This is a genomic window from Stenotrophomonas sp. TWI700 (assembly GCF_039673645.1).
Lineage (GTDB): Bacteria > Pseudomonadota > Gammaproteobacteria > Xanthomonadales > Xanthomonadaceae > Stenotrophomonas > Stenotrophomonas maltophilia_AA.
Genome location: NZ_JBDJMB010000007.1, coordinates 108,325 through 123,383, shown reverse-complemented (window position 1 = coordinate 123,383; position 15,059 = coordinate 108,325). Strand labels below are relative to the sequence as shown.

The following is a 15,059-nucleotide window of genomic DNA, read 5'->3' as shown; positions in this document are numbered from 1 at the left end:
CGACGGCGCCCTAGGGCGCCGTCGTCGTCTGCGCCGCACGCTGCAGGGATGCCTATTCCCTGCCTGGCCTCGTCCACCGCCCTGCTCACCCTGGTCCTGGCCGGCGGTGCGCTGCCGCCCCGCCTGCGCCTGCTGCGTCAGTTTCCGGATGCCGCAGCGGCGCTGCGGGCCGGCCCGACCGCCTGGCGGGCCGCCGGCTGCACGCCCGCGCAACGCGCCCGGCTGGCCCTGCCGGACGAGCGCCATCTGGCGCATGCCCTGGCGTGGCTGGTCGATGATCGCCATCACCTGCTCGGGCTGACCGATCCGGACTACCCGGCCCTGCTGGCCCAGATCGAGGAACCGCCGGTGGCGCTGTTCGTCGACGGCGACCCGGCGCGGCTCTGGCATCCGGCCGTGGCGGTGGTCGGCAGCCGCTCGCCCTCCCCCGGCGGTCGCGAGCACGCGCATCACTTCGCCACCGCGCTGGCCGCGGACGGCTGGTCGGTCATCAGCGGGCTGGCGACCGGGGTCGACGCCCAGGCCCATGACGGCGCGCTGCAGGTGACCGGCGGCATGACCGTGGCCGTCGTCGCCACCGGCCTGGACCAGACCTATCCGCCCCGGCATGCCGCCCTGCATGAACGGATCGCCGCTATCGGGGCCGTGGTCAGCGAATACGCACCCGGCATGCCGGCGATCCAGGCGCACTTTCCCGCGCGCAACCGGATCATCGCCGGGCTCAGCCTCGGCACCGTGGTGATCGAGGCCGCGCAGCGTTCCGGCGCGCTGATCACCGCCCGCTGCGCCGCCGAGGCGGGCCGCGAGGTGTTCGCCCTGCCCGGCTCGATCCGCAACCCACGGGCCCGCGGCTGCCACCGGCTGATCCGGCAGGGCGCGGCGCTGGTCGAGGAACCGGCCGAGGTGACTGCCGGCCTGGCCGCCCTGGCCCAGACCCTGGCCGGGGCCTTGCGAACCCGGTTGGACGCCCCCACTGAACAGGCACGACCGGCGCCCGAGCGCGCCCCTTCCTACACCGACCCGGACTACCAGTGCTTGTGGAAAGCACTGGATCACGACCCAACGGGTATGGATTCATTGATCCAGCGCAGCGGATTGACGGCGGCCCAGCTGTCGGCCATGCTGCTGGTCATGGAACTGGATGGAAAGGTAATGGCCGCCCATGGTCGCTACTGTCGAAAACCCTAGTTTCTTCACCTCCACAGCGTCGTTGACGCAGGCCGAGGGGCAATGAAAGAGAGCATTCTGGATGTCCTGCTGTACCTGTTCGAACACTATTTCAGCGAAGACGCGGACCTCATCCGCGACCGCGATTCCCTCCAGAACGGCCTGATCCAGGCTGGCTTCAGCCCCACCGAGATCAACAAAGCCTTCGATTGGCTGGACGCGCTCGCCGAGCAGCGGCCGGCCGTCGTGCTGGGCCGCGTCAATGGCCCGGTGCGGATTTTCCATGGCCCCGAGCTGGACAAGCTCGACGTGGAAGGCCGCGGCTTCCTGATGTTCCTGGAGCAGCACGGCATCCTCGACGCCAGCCAGCGCGAGCTGGTGCTGGACCGGGCGATGGCGCTGGACCAGGACGAACTGGACCTGGACGACCTCAAGTGGGTCGTGCTGATGGTGCTGTTCAACCAGCCCGGGGCCGAGGCCGCGTACGCCTGGATGGAAACCCAGATGTTCGTGGACGAGCCGGAACCGCTTCACTGACCGTACACTGAGCGCCTTGCGCATTCAGGAGCGGGCCCGTGGACCAGTGGTTCTTTGCAGAAGGAAACAGTCAGCAGCGCGGTCCGCTGCCTGCTGACGAACTGATCGCGCTCTACCGTTCCAGCCGCATCGCGCTGGATACGCTGGTCTGGCGCGACGGCATGGCCCAGTGGCAGCCGCTGGAAACGGTGGCGGCCGAGATCGGCCTGGAGATCGCGCCTGTCGCCGAGATGGCAGCAGCGCCGGAGCCCGGCCCCGCCGTGCCGCCGGCGCTTCCCGCCACACCGGCCGTTCCCGTCACTCCCGTCGACCCCGCTGTCGTTCCGCCGCCCCGCAAGGGCCTGAGCGGCTGCGCGATCGTGGGGATCATCGCGGCCGTGATCGGGGTGCTGGTGGTCATTGTCGGCGCCGTGCTCGCCGCGATCGCCCTGCCCGTCTATCAGGAGTACGTCGCGCGGTCCAAGACCAGCGATGCGCTGGTGACGCTGGCCCCGATCAAGCTTGCGGTGGCTGGATTCCACGACGAGTACGGCCGCTGCCCGGTCAACGATGACGAAGGCTTCCAGCCGGCCGAAAGCTACGCCGACGGTGCCATCGGTGCGGTGCGCATCGGTCGCTTCGACAACGGCCACTGCGGGGTGGAAGCCGAGCTGACCGTCCCGGGCAGCACCTCGCTGGACGGCAAGCTGCTGTGGCTGGACTACAACGGCGCCGGGCACTGGGAATGCAGCGGCGAGCCCGATGACAAGTACCTGCCGCTGGAATGCCGCGGCTGATAACGGACGCATGTCCATGGATGCACCCAACAGGGGATTGAAGCAATGACTGAGTGGTATTTCGCCGATGGCCAGGAACGTCAGGGACCGCTGAGCGCAGAGGACATGCGCCAGCGTTTCCAGCGCGGTGACATCACCCTGGCCACGCTGGTGTGGCGCGAGGGGTTCGCGCAGTGGGCGCCGCTGTCCGAGGCCGTCGATGAGCTGCAGCTGCAGAACCTGACCTCGGCGGCCAGCAACCTCGGCAACGGGATCGACCTGCGCGGGGATTACACCGCGATCGACAACGGCACCGCGCCGCTGCCGGGCACCGGTGGCGGCACCTACTCGCCGTATACCGCGCCTGCCGCGGCCACCGGTTATGCCGGTTCGGCCGTGGTCGACGGCCAGGACGTGGTGTATGCCGGTTTCTGGAAGCGCTACGCCGCCTACTTCATCGATTACATCCTGCTCACCGTAGTCACCCTGCCGCTGAGCATGATCATCAACGTGATGGGCGCCAGCTCGGGCAACGAAGGCGTGCAGGTCGCGCTGACGCTGGTGGTGATGCTGCTCAGCCTGGTCATCAGCATCGGTTACTACGCCGGCTTCCACGCCTCGCGCGGCGGGGCCACGCTGGGCAAGATGGCGGTCGGCATCAAGGTGGTGCGCGGCAATGGCGAGCGGATCAGCTTCCTGCGGGCCTTCTGCCGGTACCTGGCGACCATCGTCAGCAGCCTGATCCTGATGATCGGTTTCATCATGGCCGCCTTCACCGAGCGCAAGCAGGCGCTGCACGACATGATGTGCGACACCCTGGTGGTGGACAAGTGGGCCTTCACCGAGCATCCCGAGCTGCAGCAGCGCGGCCTGGGCACGGTCACCATCGTGATCCTGGTGATCGCCGCACTGGCCGTGGTGGCCCTGTTCGGCGTGATGATCGCCATGATCGGCGTGATCGCCTCGATGTCCTGATCTGAGCCGTCCTCACACCGGGCCGCTTGACATGAGCGGTCCCGGCGTGATTCCACTAATAGGCAGAAAGCTGAACGCCCGGCCCACCCCCGGGCGTTCGGTTTATGTATATCGCCCGCGCCGCTTCACTAATGCGGCCATTTGCTCCACCCTAGCGGCCCTCCCCGGGGCCCTGCCCATAGAATCCTGACGCCATGCCCAAGCACCTGCTCATCGTCGAATCGCCCGCCAAGGCCAAGACGATCAACAAATACCTCGGCAAGGACTTCACTGTCCTGGCCTCGTATGGGCATGTGCGTGACCTGGTGCCCAAGGAAGGTGCGGTCGATCCCGACAACAACTTCGCGATGCGCTACGACCTCATCGAGAAGAACGAGAAGCACGTCGATGCCATCGTCAAGGCGGCCAAAACCGCCGACGACATCTTCCTGGCGACCGATCCGGATCGCGAGGGTGAAGCGATCAGCTGGCATATCGCCGAAATCCTGAAGGAACGCGGGCTGGTCAAGGACAAGCCGATGCAGCGCGTGGTCTTCACCGAGATCACCCCGCGCGCCATCAAGGAAGCGATGGGCCACCCGCGCGAGATCGCCGGCGACCTGGTCGATGCCCAGCAGGCGCGCCGCGCGCTGGACTACCTGGTCGGTTTCAACCTATCCCCGGTGCTGTGGCGCAAGGTGCAGCGCGGCCTGTCCGCCGGCCGCGTGCAGAGCCCGGCGCTGCGCATGATCGTCGAGCGCGAAGAAGAGATCGAAGCCTTCATCGCCCGCGAGTACTGGAGCATCGATGCGCTGTGCGCGCATCCCTCGCAGCACTTCAATGCGCGCCTGATCAAGCTGGACGGCCAGAAGTTCGAACAGTTCACCGTGACCGACGGCGACACCGCCGAGGCCGCGCGCATGCGCATCCAGCAGGCGGCCCAGGGCGCCCTGCATGTCACCGACGTGGTCAGCAAGGAGCGCAAGCGCCGCCCGGCGCCGCCGTTCACCACCTCCACGCTGCAGCAGGAAGCCTCGCGCAAGCTCGGCTTCACCACGCGCAAGACCATGCAGGTCGCGCAGAAGCTGTACGAAGGCATGGCGATCGGTGAGGAAGAAGGCACCGTCGGCCTGATCTCGTACATGCGTACCGACTCGGTGAACCTCTCGCAGGACGCGCTGGCCGAGATCCGCGACGTGATCGCGCGCGATTACGGCATCGGCTCGCTGCCGGACCAGCCGAACACCTACCAGACCAAATCCAAGAACGCCCAGGAAGCCCACGAAGCCGTGCGCCCGACCTCGGCGCTGCGCACGCCTGCCCAGGTGGCGCGCTTCCTCACCGATGACGAGCGCAAGCTGTACGAGCTGATCTGGAAGCGCGCCGTCGCCTGCCAGATGATCCCGGCCACGCTCAACACCGTCAGCGTGGACCTCTCGGCCGGCAGCGAGCACGTGTTCCGCGCCAGCGGCACCACCGTGGTCGTGCCCGGCTTCCTCGCCGTGTACGAGGAAGGCAAGGACAACAAGAGCGCCGAGGACGACGATGAAGGCCGCAAGCTGCCGGCGATGAAGCCCGGCGACCGCGTGCCGCTCGAGCGCATCCTGGCCGAACAGCACTTCACCCAGCCGCCGCCGCGCTTCACCGAAGCGGCGCTGGTCAAGGCGCTCGAAGAGTACGGCATCGGCCGTCCCTCGACCTACGCCTCGATCATCCAGACCCTGCTGTTCCGCAAATACGTGGAAATGGAAGGCCGCAGCTTCCGCCCGTCCGACGTGGGCCGTGCGGTGTCCAAGTTCCTGTCCAGCCACTTCACCCAGTACGTGGATTACGACTTCACCGCCAAGCTCGAAGACGAGCTCGATGCGGTGTCGCGTGGCGAGGAAGACTGGATCCCGCTGATGGCACGTTTCTGGGAACCGTTCCACAAGCTGGTCGGCGAAAAGAACGAATCGGTCGACCGCGCCGAAGCCAGTGGCGCGCGCGAGCTCGGTACCGACCCCAAGACCGGCAAGCCGGTCAGCGTGCGCCTGGGCCGTTTCGGGCCGTACGCGGCGATCGGCAGCACCGCCGAGGACGCCGAGGACAAGCCCAAGTTCGCCTCGCTGCGCCCGGGCCAGTCGATGCACACCATCTCCCTGGAAGACGCGCTGGAGCTGTTCCTGATGCCGCGCGCGCTCGGCCAGGACAAGGAGGAAGATGTCAGCGTCGGCATCGGTCGCTTCGGTCCGTTCGCCAAGCGCGGCAGCACCTATGCCTCGCTGAAGAAGGAAGACGACCCGTACACCATCGACCTGGCCCGCGCCGTGTTCCTGATCGAAGAGAAGGAAGAGATCGCGCGCAACCGGATCATCAAGGAGTTCGAGGGCAGCGAGATCCAGGTCCTCAACGGCCGCTTCGGCCCGTACATCAGCGACGGCAAGATGAACGGCAAGATCCCGAAGGATCGCGAGCCCGCGTCGCTGACCCTGGCCGAAGTGCAGAAGCTGATGGAAGACACCGGCAAGCCGGTGCGCAAGGGCTTCGGCAAGAAGGCCGCGAAGAAGGTCGTGGCCAAGAAGGCACCGGCCAAGAAAGCCGCCGCGGGCGAAGCGACCAAGAAGACCGCCACCAAGAAGGCCGCGGTGAAGAAGGTCGCGAAGAAGGCCACGGCGAAGAAGGCCACCAAGAAAGCGGCCAAGAAGACCGTGAAGAAGGCCGTCAAGAAGGTCGCGGCTCCCTGAGCCTGGTTGACCCCTCCCGCCACGGCGGGAGGATAATGCGGGCCATGCATCCGGCCTGCCTGTCATGAACGAACTCACTGTGGACACCGCCCTGCCTGCGCTGCGCGCCGGCGGGGTGATCGCCTATCCCACCGAAGCGGTCTGGGGCCTGGGCTGCGATCCCGCGCACGAGGCGGCGGTGATGAAGCTGCTGCAGCTCAAACAGCGCCCGGTCGAGAAGGGCATGATCCTGGTCGCCGCCGATCCGGCCCAACTGGACGGCTGGGTGTGCATGGATGCCCTGCCGCCGGACCGCCAGGACGTGGTGCTGGCCAGCTGGCCCGGCGCCAACACCTGGATCCTGCCGGCCGGCAAACGTGCGCCACGCTGGATCACCGGCGAGCACAGCGGCATCGCGGTGCGGATCAGCGCACACCCGCTGGTTGCCGCGCTGTGCCGGGCCTGGGGCGGGCCACTGGTCTCCACCAGCGCCAACCTCGCCGGCGAGCCACCGGCCCGCACCCGCGCCGAGCTGGACCCGCGCCTGCTGGCCCTGCTCGATGGGCTGATCGATGGCCACACCGGTGGCCTGGCGCAACCCACGCCGATCCGCGATGCGCTCAGCGGCCAGGTGTTGCGCAGCTGAGCCGGCTTTTGCGCCACGGCGGCCAAACCCGCACACTGCGCGCATGACCCTGCGCCCTGCCCTGTGGTTGTCCCTGCTCGCACTGCTGAGCCCTGTCGTGCCCGCCGCGGCGCAGACCGACAATGTGCGCGTCTACCGCTGCGTGGGCAGCAACGGCGCCGTCTCGCTGCAGGACGCACCGTGTCGCGAAGGCCGGCAGGAAGTCCGCGACCTGCAGCGCCCGCGCGACCCGGCGCCGCAGGTGGTGCGCAGCGACCGTACGCCCGACCCGGCGCCTGCCCCGCGCGCGCCCGAACGCGAAGTGCGCTACGTGCATGTACAGCCGCCGCAGCCGATGTACGAATGCACCACCAGCGATGGCGATACCTATGTGAGCGACAGCAACGAAGGTAATCCGCGCTGGGTGCCGATCTGGACCAATGCCTATCTGCCCTATCGGCCCGGCCCGCGGCCACCGCCCGGCGGCTACCCGCCCTCACGGCCGTTGCCACCGATCATGCCGATGGGCAGCGGCGCGGTGCGCAGCAGTGGAGGCTCGCTCTCCGTCAGTGGCGGCGGCTCACGGGTGGGCGGCAGCATCAACATCGGGGGTGGCAGCTCGCAGTGGGAAGGCGGTGGCTATCCGTACCCGGGTGTGGAGAACAGCGTAGTGGTACCGGCCGGCAACGTGCTGGTCCGCGACGAATGCCATGCGCTGCCCGCGCAGGAAGTCTGCTCGCGGCTGAAGGACCGGCGCTGGGACCTGATCCGCCGCTACAACAGCGCGCTGCAGGGCGAGCGCGACGCGCTGACCCGCGAGCAACGCGGGATCGATGCGCGCCTGGACCAGGACTGCGGCGGCCACTGAGCGCGCCGCGCTCTACACTGATGCGATGAAACGACGGTTCCTGCTGCTCTTGTTGCTCGTGCCCCTGCCGGCGGGTGCCGACGATGCGGTGTTCTTCCGCTGCACCGATGCGGGCGGCAACCTGACCATCCAGAGCGTGGCCTGCCCGGCCGGCAGCGAGCAGCGCATCCAGCGGATCAGCGCACCGGTCCGCGCACCGGCCGACGTGCCGTCCACACCGGTCGCACCCACCTCCCGTCACACCATGCCGCCGTTGCCGCAGGACGGTGACGAGGACAGCGGCCTGCTCGACAGCGCGGCGCTGCGCCCGGAAGCGCCGACGGCCGGGCCCGACGACACCGTGCCGGCCAAGCCCCCATTGCCGGAGATCTATCAGTGCGTCTCCGCCGAGGGCAACCGCTACCTGCACGAACGCGAACCGGCGCCGTCGCGCTGCGAGTCGCTGGCCATCACCGGCCTGGGCGGCAGCAGCGCGCCGAGCAATGCGGCCAGCTGCGAAGTCGTGCGCGATGTCTGCGCGCCGGTGGCGGAGGCCCAGCGCTGCAGCAGCTGGCAGCAGCGCTTCCGCGATGCGCGCGGCCGCGAACGTTTCGCCGCGCCGGAAAATCAGGCGGCCGCGACCGCCGAGCGCGCGCGCCTGGAAGCGGTGTTGGCCGAGAGCGATTGCCCGCTGCCCTGACTGGATTCACCGTGTGTCATGACCGCGTTCGGCCGCGCACCCTGTGACCGGTAGTGCCGGCCGCTGGCCGGCTCAGAACCCGTAGCGCAGGAACCCGCCATCCACCGCGATGCACTCGCCGGTGACGTAGCTGGACGCCGGCAGGCACAGGAAGCCCACGGCCGCAGCCACCTCTTCGGGTTCGCCGATGCGGCGCATGGGGGTGCGATCGATCACCTGCTCGTAGTAATCCGGATCGGACAACGGCCCGGAGGTGCGCCGGGTGCGGATGTACCACGGCGCCACGGCGTTCACGCGGATGCCGTCCTCGGCCCATTCCACGGCCAGGTTGCGGGTCATCTGGTGCATCGCGGCCTTGGTCATGCCGTACACCGCACCACTGCGTACATGGGTCAGGCCGGAGACGCTGCCCACATTGACGATCGCCGAGGCCGCGTGCCGGGCCAGCAGCGGGTGCGCGTAGCGCGACAGCTCGAACGCCGAGAACAGATTGGTCTCGAAGATCCCGCGCCATTCGTCTTCGGTGTATTCGGTGGCCGGCTTGCTGATGTTGCCGCCGGCGTTGTTGACCAGGATGTGCAGGCCATCGCTATGGTCTTCCACCCAGTCCAGGATCTCGCGACGATCCTCGTCATCGGAGACGTCGGCGGCCAGGCCGTGGATCTCGCGGTCCGGGAAGGCATCGGCCAGTTCGTCGCGGGCCATTTCCAGTGCATCGGCATCGCGGCCGACGATCAGCAGGTCCGCACCGAAGCCCAGCAGTTCGCGCGCGATCGCCAAGCCGATGCCGGCACTGGCGCCGGTGATCAATGCGGTCTGTCCATCCAGTCGCCAACGTTGCGCGCTCACGCCCTTCTCCTGCGGTGATCCATGGAATGCGGCACCCACGGTGCTGCCCGGATAGGATAACGCGCGATGGCCCGTGCACCGGAGGCCATCACGCGCGATGCGCGAGGCGGTGGGACACTGGTTCTCCGCTACCGGCTCAACGAGGGAGGTTGCCATGACGATCCGTATTGCCCTGCCGCTGCTCGCGATGATCACGCTGAGCGCCTGCAACCGCCCGGTGCCGCCAGCACCGGATGCACCGCCGGAACCGCAGGCCACCGAACTGCGCGATGCAATCCAGAAACCGATCGACCGCGCCCGCTCGGTCAGCGACACTCTGCAGCAGTCCGCTGACGCACAGGCGGCCGAGGTGGATCGTGCCACCGGCGATACACCACCGCCCGAGCCCAGCCCCTGACCCCACCGGCCGGATAGCAGAACGCCCGGCACAGGCCGGGCGTTCGGGTGTCACACGGTACCGCTGAGTCCGCTTACAGACCGCAGAAGCAGTACACCAGCGTCTTGACCGGCGCGGCGTTGTTGCGCGGGTCGCGTGCGGCGTCTTCGACGAAGCGCAGCTGGGTGTCCAGCTCCGGCATCGAACGGGCCAGCATCAGACGGGCCATGCCCGATTCGCCCAGCATCCAGGCACCGGCATGGCTGCCGGCGAAGCCGCTGAGGAACTGCGCGAACGGCGTGGCCGCCTTCTCGATGTAACGCACGCGGAACTTGCCGGCCTCACCGAGCTTGGCGCGGCTGGCGGCATCGGCGACGGCGGTCTTCAGGCCACCGAACTCATCGACCAGGCCGCGTTCCTTGGCCTGCGCACCGCTCCACACACGACCACGCGCGACTTCATCGACCGCTTCCACCGGCTTGTTGCGCGCGGCGGCGACCTTGCCGGTGAAATCGGCGTAGCCCTTGTTGATCACCGACTGGATGACCTGGCCCACGGCCGGGTCCATCGGGCGGGTGATGTCGAACGCACCGGCGAAGCGGGTGGTGCCCACGCCATCGGTATGCACGCCGATCTTGTCCAGCGAGCGGGCCACGTTCGGGATCATGCCGAAGATGCCGATCGAACCGGTGATCGTGGACGGGTCGGCGTAGATGCGATCGGCGTTCATGCTGATCCAGTAACCGCCCGAGGCCGCCAGATCGCCCATCGAGACCACCACCGGCTTGCCGGCGTCCTTCAGCGCGACCACTTCGCGGCGGATCTGCTCGGAGGCGAACACTTCACCGCCCGGCGAGCTCACGCGCAGCACCACGGCCTTCACGTCCTTGTCGTCGCGCGCCTCGCGCAGCAGCGCCGAGGTCGACTCGCCACCGATGCGGCCGGCCGGCAGATCGCCGCCGGAGATTTCACCGGAGGCCACGATCACCGCCACCTGCGGACGCGAGTCCATCGGCGAGCGACGGCTGTCGAGCACGCTCAGGTAGGCATCGAGGTTGACGTTTCGGTAGCCACCGTCGGCGTCATCGTCGGCGATGCCGCGTTCGGTCAGCAGGGTGTCCACTTCCTCGCGCGTCTTCAGGCCGTCCACCAGCTTCTGCTGCAGGGCGAACTTGGCCAGGTCGCCACCGGCGGCGGCGATGCCTTCGGGCATGGTGTCGATGCCGGCGGCCAACTGTGCCGGGTCAAGCTTGCGCGCCTTGGCGATGTCGGCCAGGTAGCGCTGCCACACATCGTTCATCCAGAACAGATCGGCTTCCTTGGCCTGCGGCGAAGCGGCATCCAGCACGTACGGTTCGGCAGCCGACTTGTACTCGCCCACCTTGAACAGGTGCACGTCCACGCCGAGCTTGTCCTGCAGGCCGGTGCGGAAGTACTGGCGGTAGCGGCCCAGGCCCTCGAGCACCACGCCGCCCATCGGGTCCAGGTAGACCTCATTGGCCTGCGAGGCCAGCAGGTACTGCGACTGGCTCATGTTCTCGCTGAAGGCGACCACCTGCTTGCCGGCGGCACGCAGTTCCTGCAGCGCGACGGTCACTTCGCGCATCGAGGCGAAACCGCTGGGCTGCAGTTTGTCCAGCTCGAGCACCACGCGCTCGATCTTCTTGTCGGTCCTGGCGGCCTCCAGCGCGCGGATCAGATCGCGCAGCTGGATTTCTTCGGCGCCCTTGTCACCGACCGCCTTGCCCAGCGCGCGGCTGACCGGATCGGCACTGAACTGCTCGACCAGGCGGCCTTCCGGTGCGATCACCAGGGTCGTGCGGTCCTGCAGCGATGCCTTCGAGGTCGCGCTCTTGCCCATCGCGACGATGAACAGGATCAGGATCAGGAACAGCAGGCCGAAGAACACCAGGTTGAGGATGAGCCGGCGGGTAAAGTTCATCACATCCCACAGCCCGATGAAGAAGCTGGCGACGGGATTGCGACGCGCGGGTTGGTTCATGGGGGTAACTCCAGAGTGGCTTCTTGCCGTGGTGCCAGAATAGCCGGTGCCGGGCGCGCCGGCATCGGACACAAGTCAGGGTGTCGAAGGGAGCCCGGCGCGGGCGCTGCTCACGCGCAGTCGCCAGGCCATCAGGATGGCGGCAGCGGTCAGGCCCAGGATCAGGCCCAGCCACATGCCCTGCGGGCCCATGCCCAGGCCCAGTCCCAGCCCGGCGCCGAGCGGCATGCCCAGGCCCCAGTACGAGAACATCGCGATGAACATCGGCACACGGGTGTCCTTCAGTCCGCGCAGCGCGCCGGCCGAGAGCACCTGGATGCCATCCGGGAACTGGAACGCCGCCGCGTACAGCAGCAGGGTCGAGGCCAGCGCGGCCACGCCCAGATCGTTCGTGTAGACACCGACGATGGCGTCATGGCCGAACAGCAGGACCAGCGCCGAGAACGTCTGTGTGCCCAGGATGATCAGCAGCCCGGCGATCGCCGCACGGCGCACGCCCAGCCCGTTGCCGCTGCCGACCGCATGGCCGACCCGCACCGTGGTGGCCTCGGCCACGCCCATCGGGATCATGAAGCACAGCTGCGCGACGTTGAGCGCGATCTGGTGCGAGGCCGCTTCGGTGGCGCCGAGGCGGCCGATCAGCAGGGCGGTGACGATGAACAACCCGCCTTCCATCAGCACGGTGATGCCGATCGGCAGGCCGGTCCGCAGCAGGTCCCAGATCGCGCTCCAGCGCGGCGCCTCGAAATGCGAGAACAGCTGCAGGTGGGCGAAGCGCTTGGTCTTCCAGAGATAGCCGGCAAAGCACAGTGCCTGCAGCCACATCATGATCGCCGAGGCCATGCCCAGGCCTTCGGCGCCCAGCTCGGGGAAACCGAGCTTGCCGTAGCAGAGCACGTAGCCCAGCGGGGCCAGCACCAGCAGGCCGCCGAAGCCAAGCAGCATCGTCGGCAGCGTCCAGTGCATGCCCTCGCTCAGGTAGCGCATGCAGAAGTACAGCGTCAGCGCCGGGCCGCCCCAGCGCACCGCATGCAGGAACGCGGTCGCGCCGGGCACGATGTCCGGCGCGATGCCGAATGCCGGCAGCAGCGGCGGCACCACCGTGAGGAAGGTGAACATGATCAGGCCCAGGCCCAGCGCCAGCCACAGCGCCTGCCGGAACAGCGGGCCGATTTCGCGCTCGCGGCCCGCGCCGTGCAGCTGCGAGACCGAGGCGGTCAGCGAGATCAGGGTGCCGATCGGGATCAGCATCGGCAGCCATAGCAGCGCCGTGCCGATGGTAACGGCCGCGAGCGTGTCGGTGCCGTGGTGACCGGCGATCACGTTGTCGACGAAGGAGATCAGGCCGGTGGAGACATGGCCCAGAACCAGCGGCAGCGCGAGCAGACCGGTGGCGCGCACTTCCCGGGAGAGGCGCGGCGTAGAGGAAGCGGTAGACATGGACGTCACAGACGGCAACTACGGTCGCGCGCGGAGGGCACAGGCACCGGGTTGCGGCCCGACATCTTACGCGCGCGGCCAGGGAAAAGCCGCGCTTTCAGGTAAACGAGGCGATGCCGTCAGTGTCCGACGTGCTCGCGCAGCCAGCTATCACGCGCGCCCGGGGCCACGGCCAGGAACTCGGCGCGGACGCGGTCGCGGTCCTGCGGCGGCGTGCGCTGGGCGACCAGAGTCAACTGGGTGAGCTGGGACGGCGTGAGCTGGCGCAGCACCGCCAACGCGGTCGGGCGCTGCTCGGCCGGCAGATAGCCGAACAGGCCCTGCAGCTTGGTGAACTCGTGGCCGAGCTGCGGGCCGAGCAGCCAGCCGTCGCGGAAGCGCTGGTCCTGCTCGGCGAAACGCTGGCGCAGCGCCTGCTGCTGGGCCGGGGGCAGCGCCGCAACCCGCGCCGCGGCGGCACGGACGCGGGCACGTTCGCTTTCGCCCATGGCCTGCCAGGCGGCATAGCGGCTGCGCAGCTCGCGCAGCTGGGCCGGGTCCAGCGCCGCCGGGGTCGCCGGGATGGCCGGCGCGGTGGCACTGGTCGGCGCGGGCACGGCGAGGGGAACCTCGACCCGGTTGGGGGCGGCGCTGGCGGCGCTCGACAGCCCCAGGGCGATCAGCAGCAAGGCAGGCTTATTCATCGGCGGCAGCCGTCTCCAGGCCGGCGGTAGCGGGTTCGGGACGGCTGGGCTGGGCCTGCGATTCGTCGACCGGGACGGGGCCGCCGGCGGCGAACCACGCGTACAGATCGGCATCGCGGGCGGTCGGCAGGTCCGGATCGGCCAGCATCGCCGCATCGCTGGCAGCGTACGGCGACGCGCTCGGGGCCACGGTCGGCAGGTCGTCGGCAGGCAGCGCCTCCACGGTGACCGGTCCCGCATCGGCGACCGCGCCTTCGGGGGCATCCGCCACAGGCCCGCCGGCCTGGCGGGCGTGTTTCCACCACGCCGCGCCACCGAGCAGCACGCCGGCGGTGACGGCCACGATCAGCACGCCCTTCCACGGGAAGCGACGGCCACGCGGGCGCTTGACCGGTCCGCGCTGGGCGGGGGCTTCCGACTTGACCGGGGTGCGCCAGGAGGCGGCATCCGGCTGCTGGCTTGCCGGCGCCGCGACCGGTTGCTGCAGGCGCTGCAGCCGGCTGGCGGGCAGATCGCGGATGCGCAGCTGGACCTGCTCGGCCAGGGCGCGCCAGCCGGCGGCATCCGGGTTGCCATGGGCATCGCGGGGGCAGGCGTCGGCCAGGGCATGCTGGTAGTCGGCCATCGGCAGATCCAGGACCTGTGCGGCCGCCGCCTCGTCCAGACCGCCGCCGATCCGCAGCAGGAACGCGAGCCGCGCCGGCGGGGTGAGGCCAGCCAGGTGCTCGAGCGGCGCCGGCCAACGGCCCGCCGTCGGCTCGCGCAGCGGCGCGCGGTGCACCAGCAGCGACCAGAACCGCTCCGGCCACTGGACCATGGGCAGGTCGCTGGCGATCCCGGCAAAAGCGCGCATGACCGCGACCAGGGCCTGCTCGGCGACGGTCGGGTCGCCGCACTGCAGCTCGGCCACGACCAGGGCGCGGCGTTCAACGCCACGGAGAAACGCCGACAGCGCGCCGGCTGCGGTAGAGGAAACAGGGGCGGGCGCAGCCGTCATAGCAACTCCATCATTGTGTGGAAATGATAGCGATTGCGTCACTCCAGCGGCGCGCCGATGTTCATTTCCTGTGAGCGGCCACGGTCCGCAAAGCCTTCTGGCGCAAAAGGTTGTGCACAGCACCACGGAAAACCGGGGTGGAACCACACGTGAGCCCCGCGTCAAGTCTGTTTCAACTTTGTTTCACAGCTATCTTGTTGTTTTCATTGATCATTGTCGCTTGGCTATTTTTTGACCAACCTGAGAAGAACGTCGGAAGTTCCTGACGCAGGGCGGTCACATACGCAATGGCACACAGACTTATCCACAGAAGATGTGGATAAGCCTGAATCTCCAATCAACTCGGATATTTAGGTGGGATTTATGATTCGGCGCGCACCCCGTTGAGACGGTGAATGGGCGTGATCGGGTCCGCCGCCGCCCGC

At 68.5% G+C, this 15,059-nt stretch carries 14 protein-coding genes; 9 read left to right on the top strand and 5 right to left on the bottom strand.

Annotated features, from left to right (window positions below):
• The first annotated feature begins 48 nt into the window (after positions 1–48).
• The 8 genes from dprA (at position 49) to ABE473_RS07815 (ending at position 8,287) form a co-directional block, all read left to right on the top strand.
• The gene (dprA, locus tag ABE473_RS07850; RefSeq protein ID WP_346489074.1) at positions 49–1,188 is read left to right on the top strand and encodes a DNA-processing protein DprA; all 1,140 of its coding nucleotides are present in this window, start codon (positions 49–51) and stop codon (positions 1,186–1,188) included.
• A 42-nt stretch (positions 1,189–1,230) separates the two neighbouring features.
• The gene (locus ABE473_RS07845; protein ID WP_088433666.1) at positions 1,231–1,704 is read left to right on the top strand and encodes a DUF494 family protein; all 474 of its coding nucleotides are present in this window, start codon (positions 1,231–1,233) and stop codon (positions 1,702–1,704) included.
• Positions 1,705–1,742: 38 nt separating this feature from the next.
• Positions 1,743–2,480, top strand: a complete 738-nt coding sequence (locus ABE473_RS07840) for a GYF domain-containing protein (RefSeq protein ID WP_346489073.1) — start codon at positions 1,743–1,745, stop codon at positions 2,478–2,480.
• 45 nt (positions 2,481–2,525) lie between these two features.
• Entirely contained in the window at positions 2,526–3,434 is a 909-nt protein-coding gene (locus tag ABE473_RS07835) for an RDD family protein (protein WP_346489072.1), read from the top strand.
• Positions 3,435–3,628: 194 nt separating this feature from the next.
• Entirely contained in the window at positions 3,629–6,136 is a 2,508-nt protein-coding gene (locus ABE473_RS07830) for a DNA topoisomerase I (protein WP_346489071.1), read from the top strand.
• A gap of 64 nt (positions 6,137–6,200) precedes the next feature.
• A complete protein-coding gene (locus tag ABE473_RS07825) occupies positions 6,201–6,761 on the top strand; it encodes a Sua5/YciO/YrdC/YwlC family protein (RefSeq protein WP_346489070.1) in 561 nt (186 codons plus the stop codon).
• 43 nt (positions 6,762–6,804) lie between these two features.
• Positions 6,805–7,608 carry a DUF4124 domain-containing protein gene (locus tag ABE473_RS07820; protein WP_346489069.1) on the top strand — a complete coding sequence of 268 codons (804 nt, stop codon included), beginning with the start codon at positions 6,805–6,807 and terminating at the stop codon, positions 7,606–7,608.
• Positions 7,609–7,633: 25 nt separating this feature from the next.
• Positions 7,634–8,287 (top strand): DUF4124 domain-containing protein, encoded by a 654-nt coding sequence (locus ABE473_RS07815; protein ID WP_346489068.1) that lies wholly within the window; start codon positions 7,634–7,636, stop codon positions 8,285–8,287.
• A 72-nt stretch (positions 8,288–8,359) separates the two neighbouring features.
• Here ABE473_RS07815 and ABE473_RS07810 read toward each other — a convergent pair whose 3' ends face one another.
• Positions 8,360–9,136, bottom strand: coding sequence for an SDR family oxidoreductase (locus ABE473_RS07810; RefSeq protein ID WP_019183576.1), 777 nt, complete (start codon positions 9,134–9,136; stop codon positions 8,360–8,362).
• A gap of 154 nt (positions 9,137–9,290) precedes the next feature.
• On the opposite strand from ABE473_RS07810, the gene ABE473_RS07805 reads away from it, so the two are divergent.
• Positions 9,291–9,533, top strand: coding sequence for a hypothetical protein (locus tag ABE473_RS07805; protein ID WP_346489067.1), 243 nt, complete (start codon positions 9,291–9,293; stop codon positions 9,531–9,533).
• A 73-nt stretch (positions 9,534–9,606) separates the two neighbouring features.
• Here the strand turns inward: ABE473_RS07805 and sppA are convergent, their stop codons facing one another.
• The 4 genes from sppA to ABE473_RS07785 all read right to left on the bottom strand — a co-directional run bounded on the left by sppA (position 9,607) and on the right by ABE473_RS07785 (position 14,634).
• Positions 9,607–11,514, bottom strand: a complete 1,908-nt coding sequence (sppA, locus tag ABE473_RS07800; RefSeq protein WP_346489066.1) for a signal peptide peptidase SppA — start codon at positions 11,512–11,514, stop codon at positions 9,607–9,609.
• A 75-nt stretch (positions 11,515–11,589) separates the two neighbouring features.
• Positions 11,590–12,954: an MATE family efflux transporter gene (locus ABE473_RS07795; protein ID WP_346489065.1), complete on the bottom strand. Its 1,365-nt coding sequence runs from the start codon at positions 12,952–12,954 to the stop codon at positions 11,590–11,592.
• Between the two features lie 119 nt (positions 12,955–13,073).
• Positions 13,074–13,637 carry a DUF3106 domain-containing protein gene (locus ABE473_RS07790; protein WP_346489064.1) on the bottom strand — a complete coding sequence of 188 codons (564 nt, stop codon included), beginning with the start codon at positions 13,635–13,637 and terminating at the stop codon, positions 13,074–13,076.
• Positions 13,630–14,634 (bottom strand): hypothetical protein, encoded by a 1,005-nt coding sequence (locus ABE473_RS07785; RefSeq protein ID WP_346489063.1) that lies wholly within the window; start codon positions 14,632–14,634, stop codon positions 13,630–13,632. The genes ABE473_RS07790 and ABE473_RS07785 overlap by 8 nt, the downstream gene beginning before the upstream one ends.
• Between the last annotated feature and the right edge of the window lie 425 nt (positions 14,635–15,059).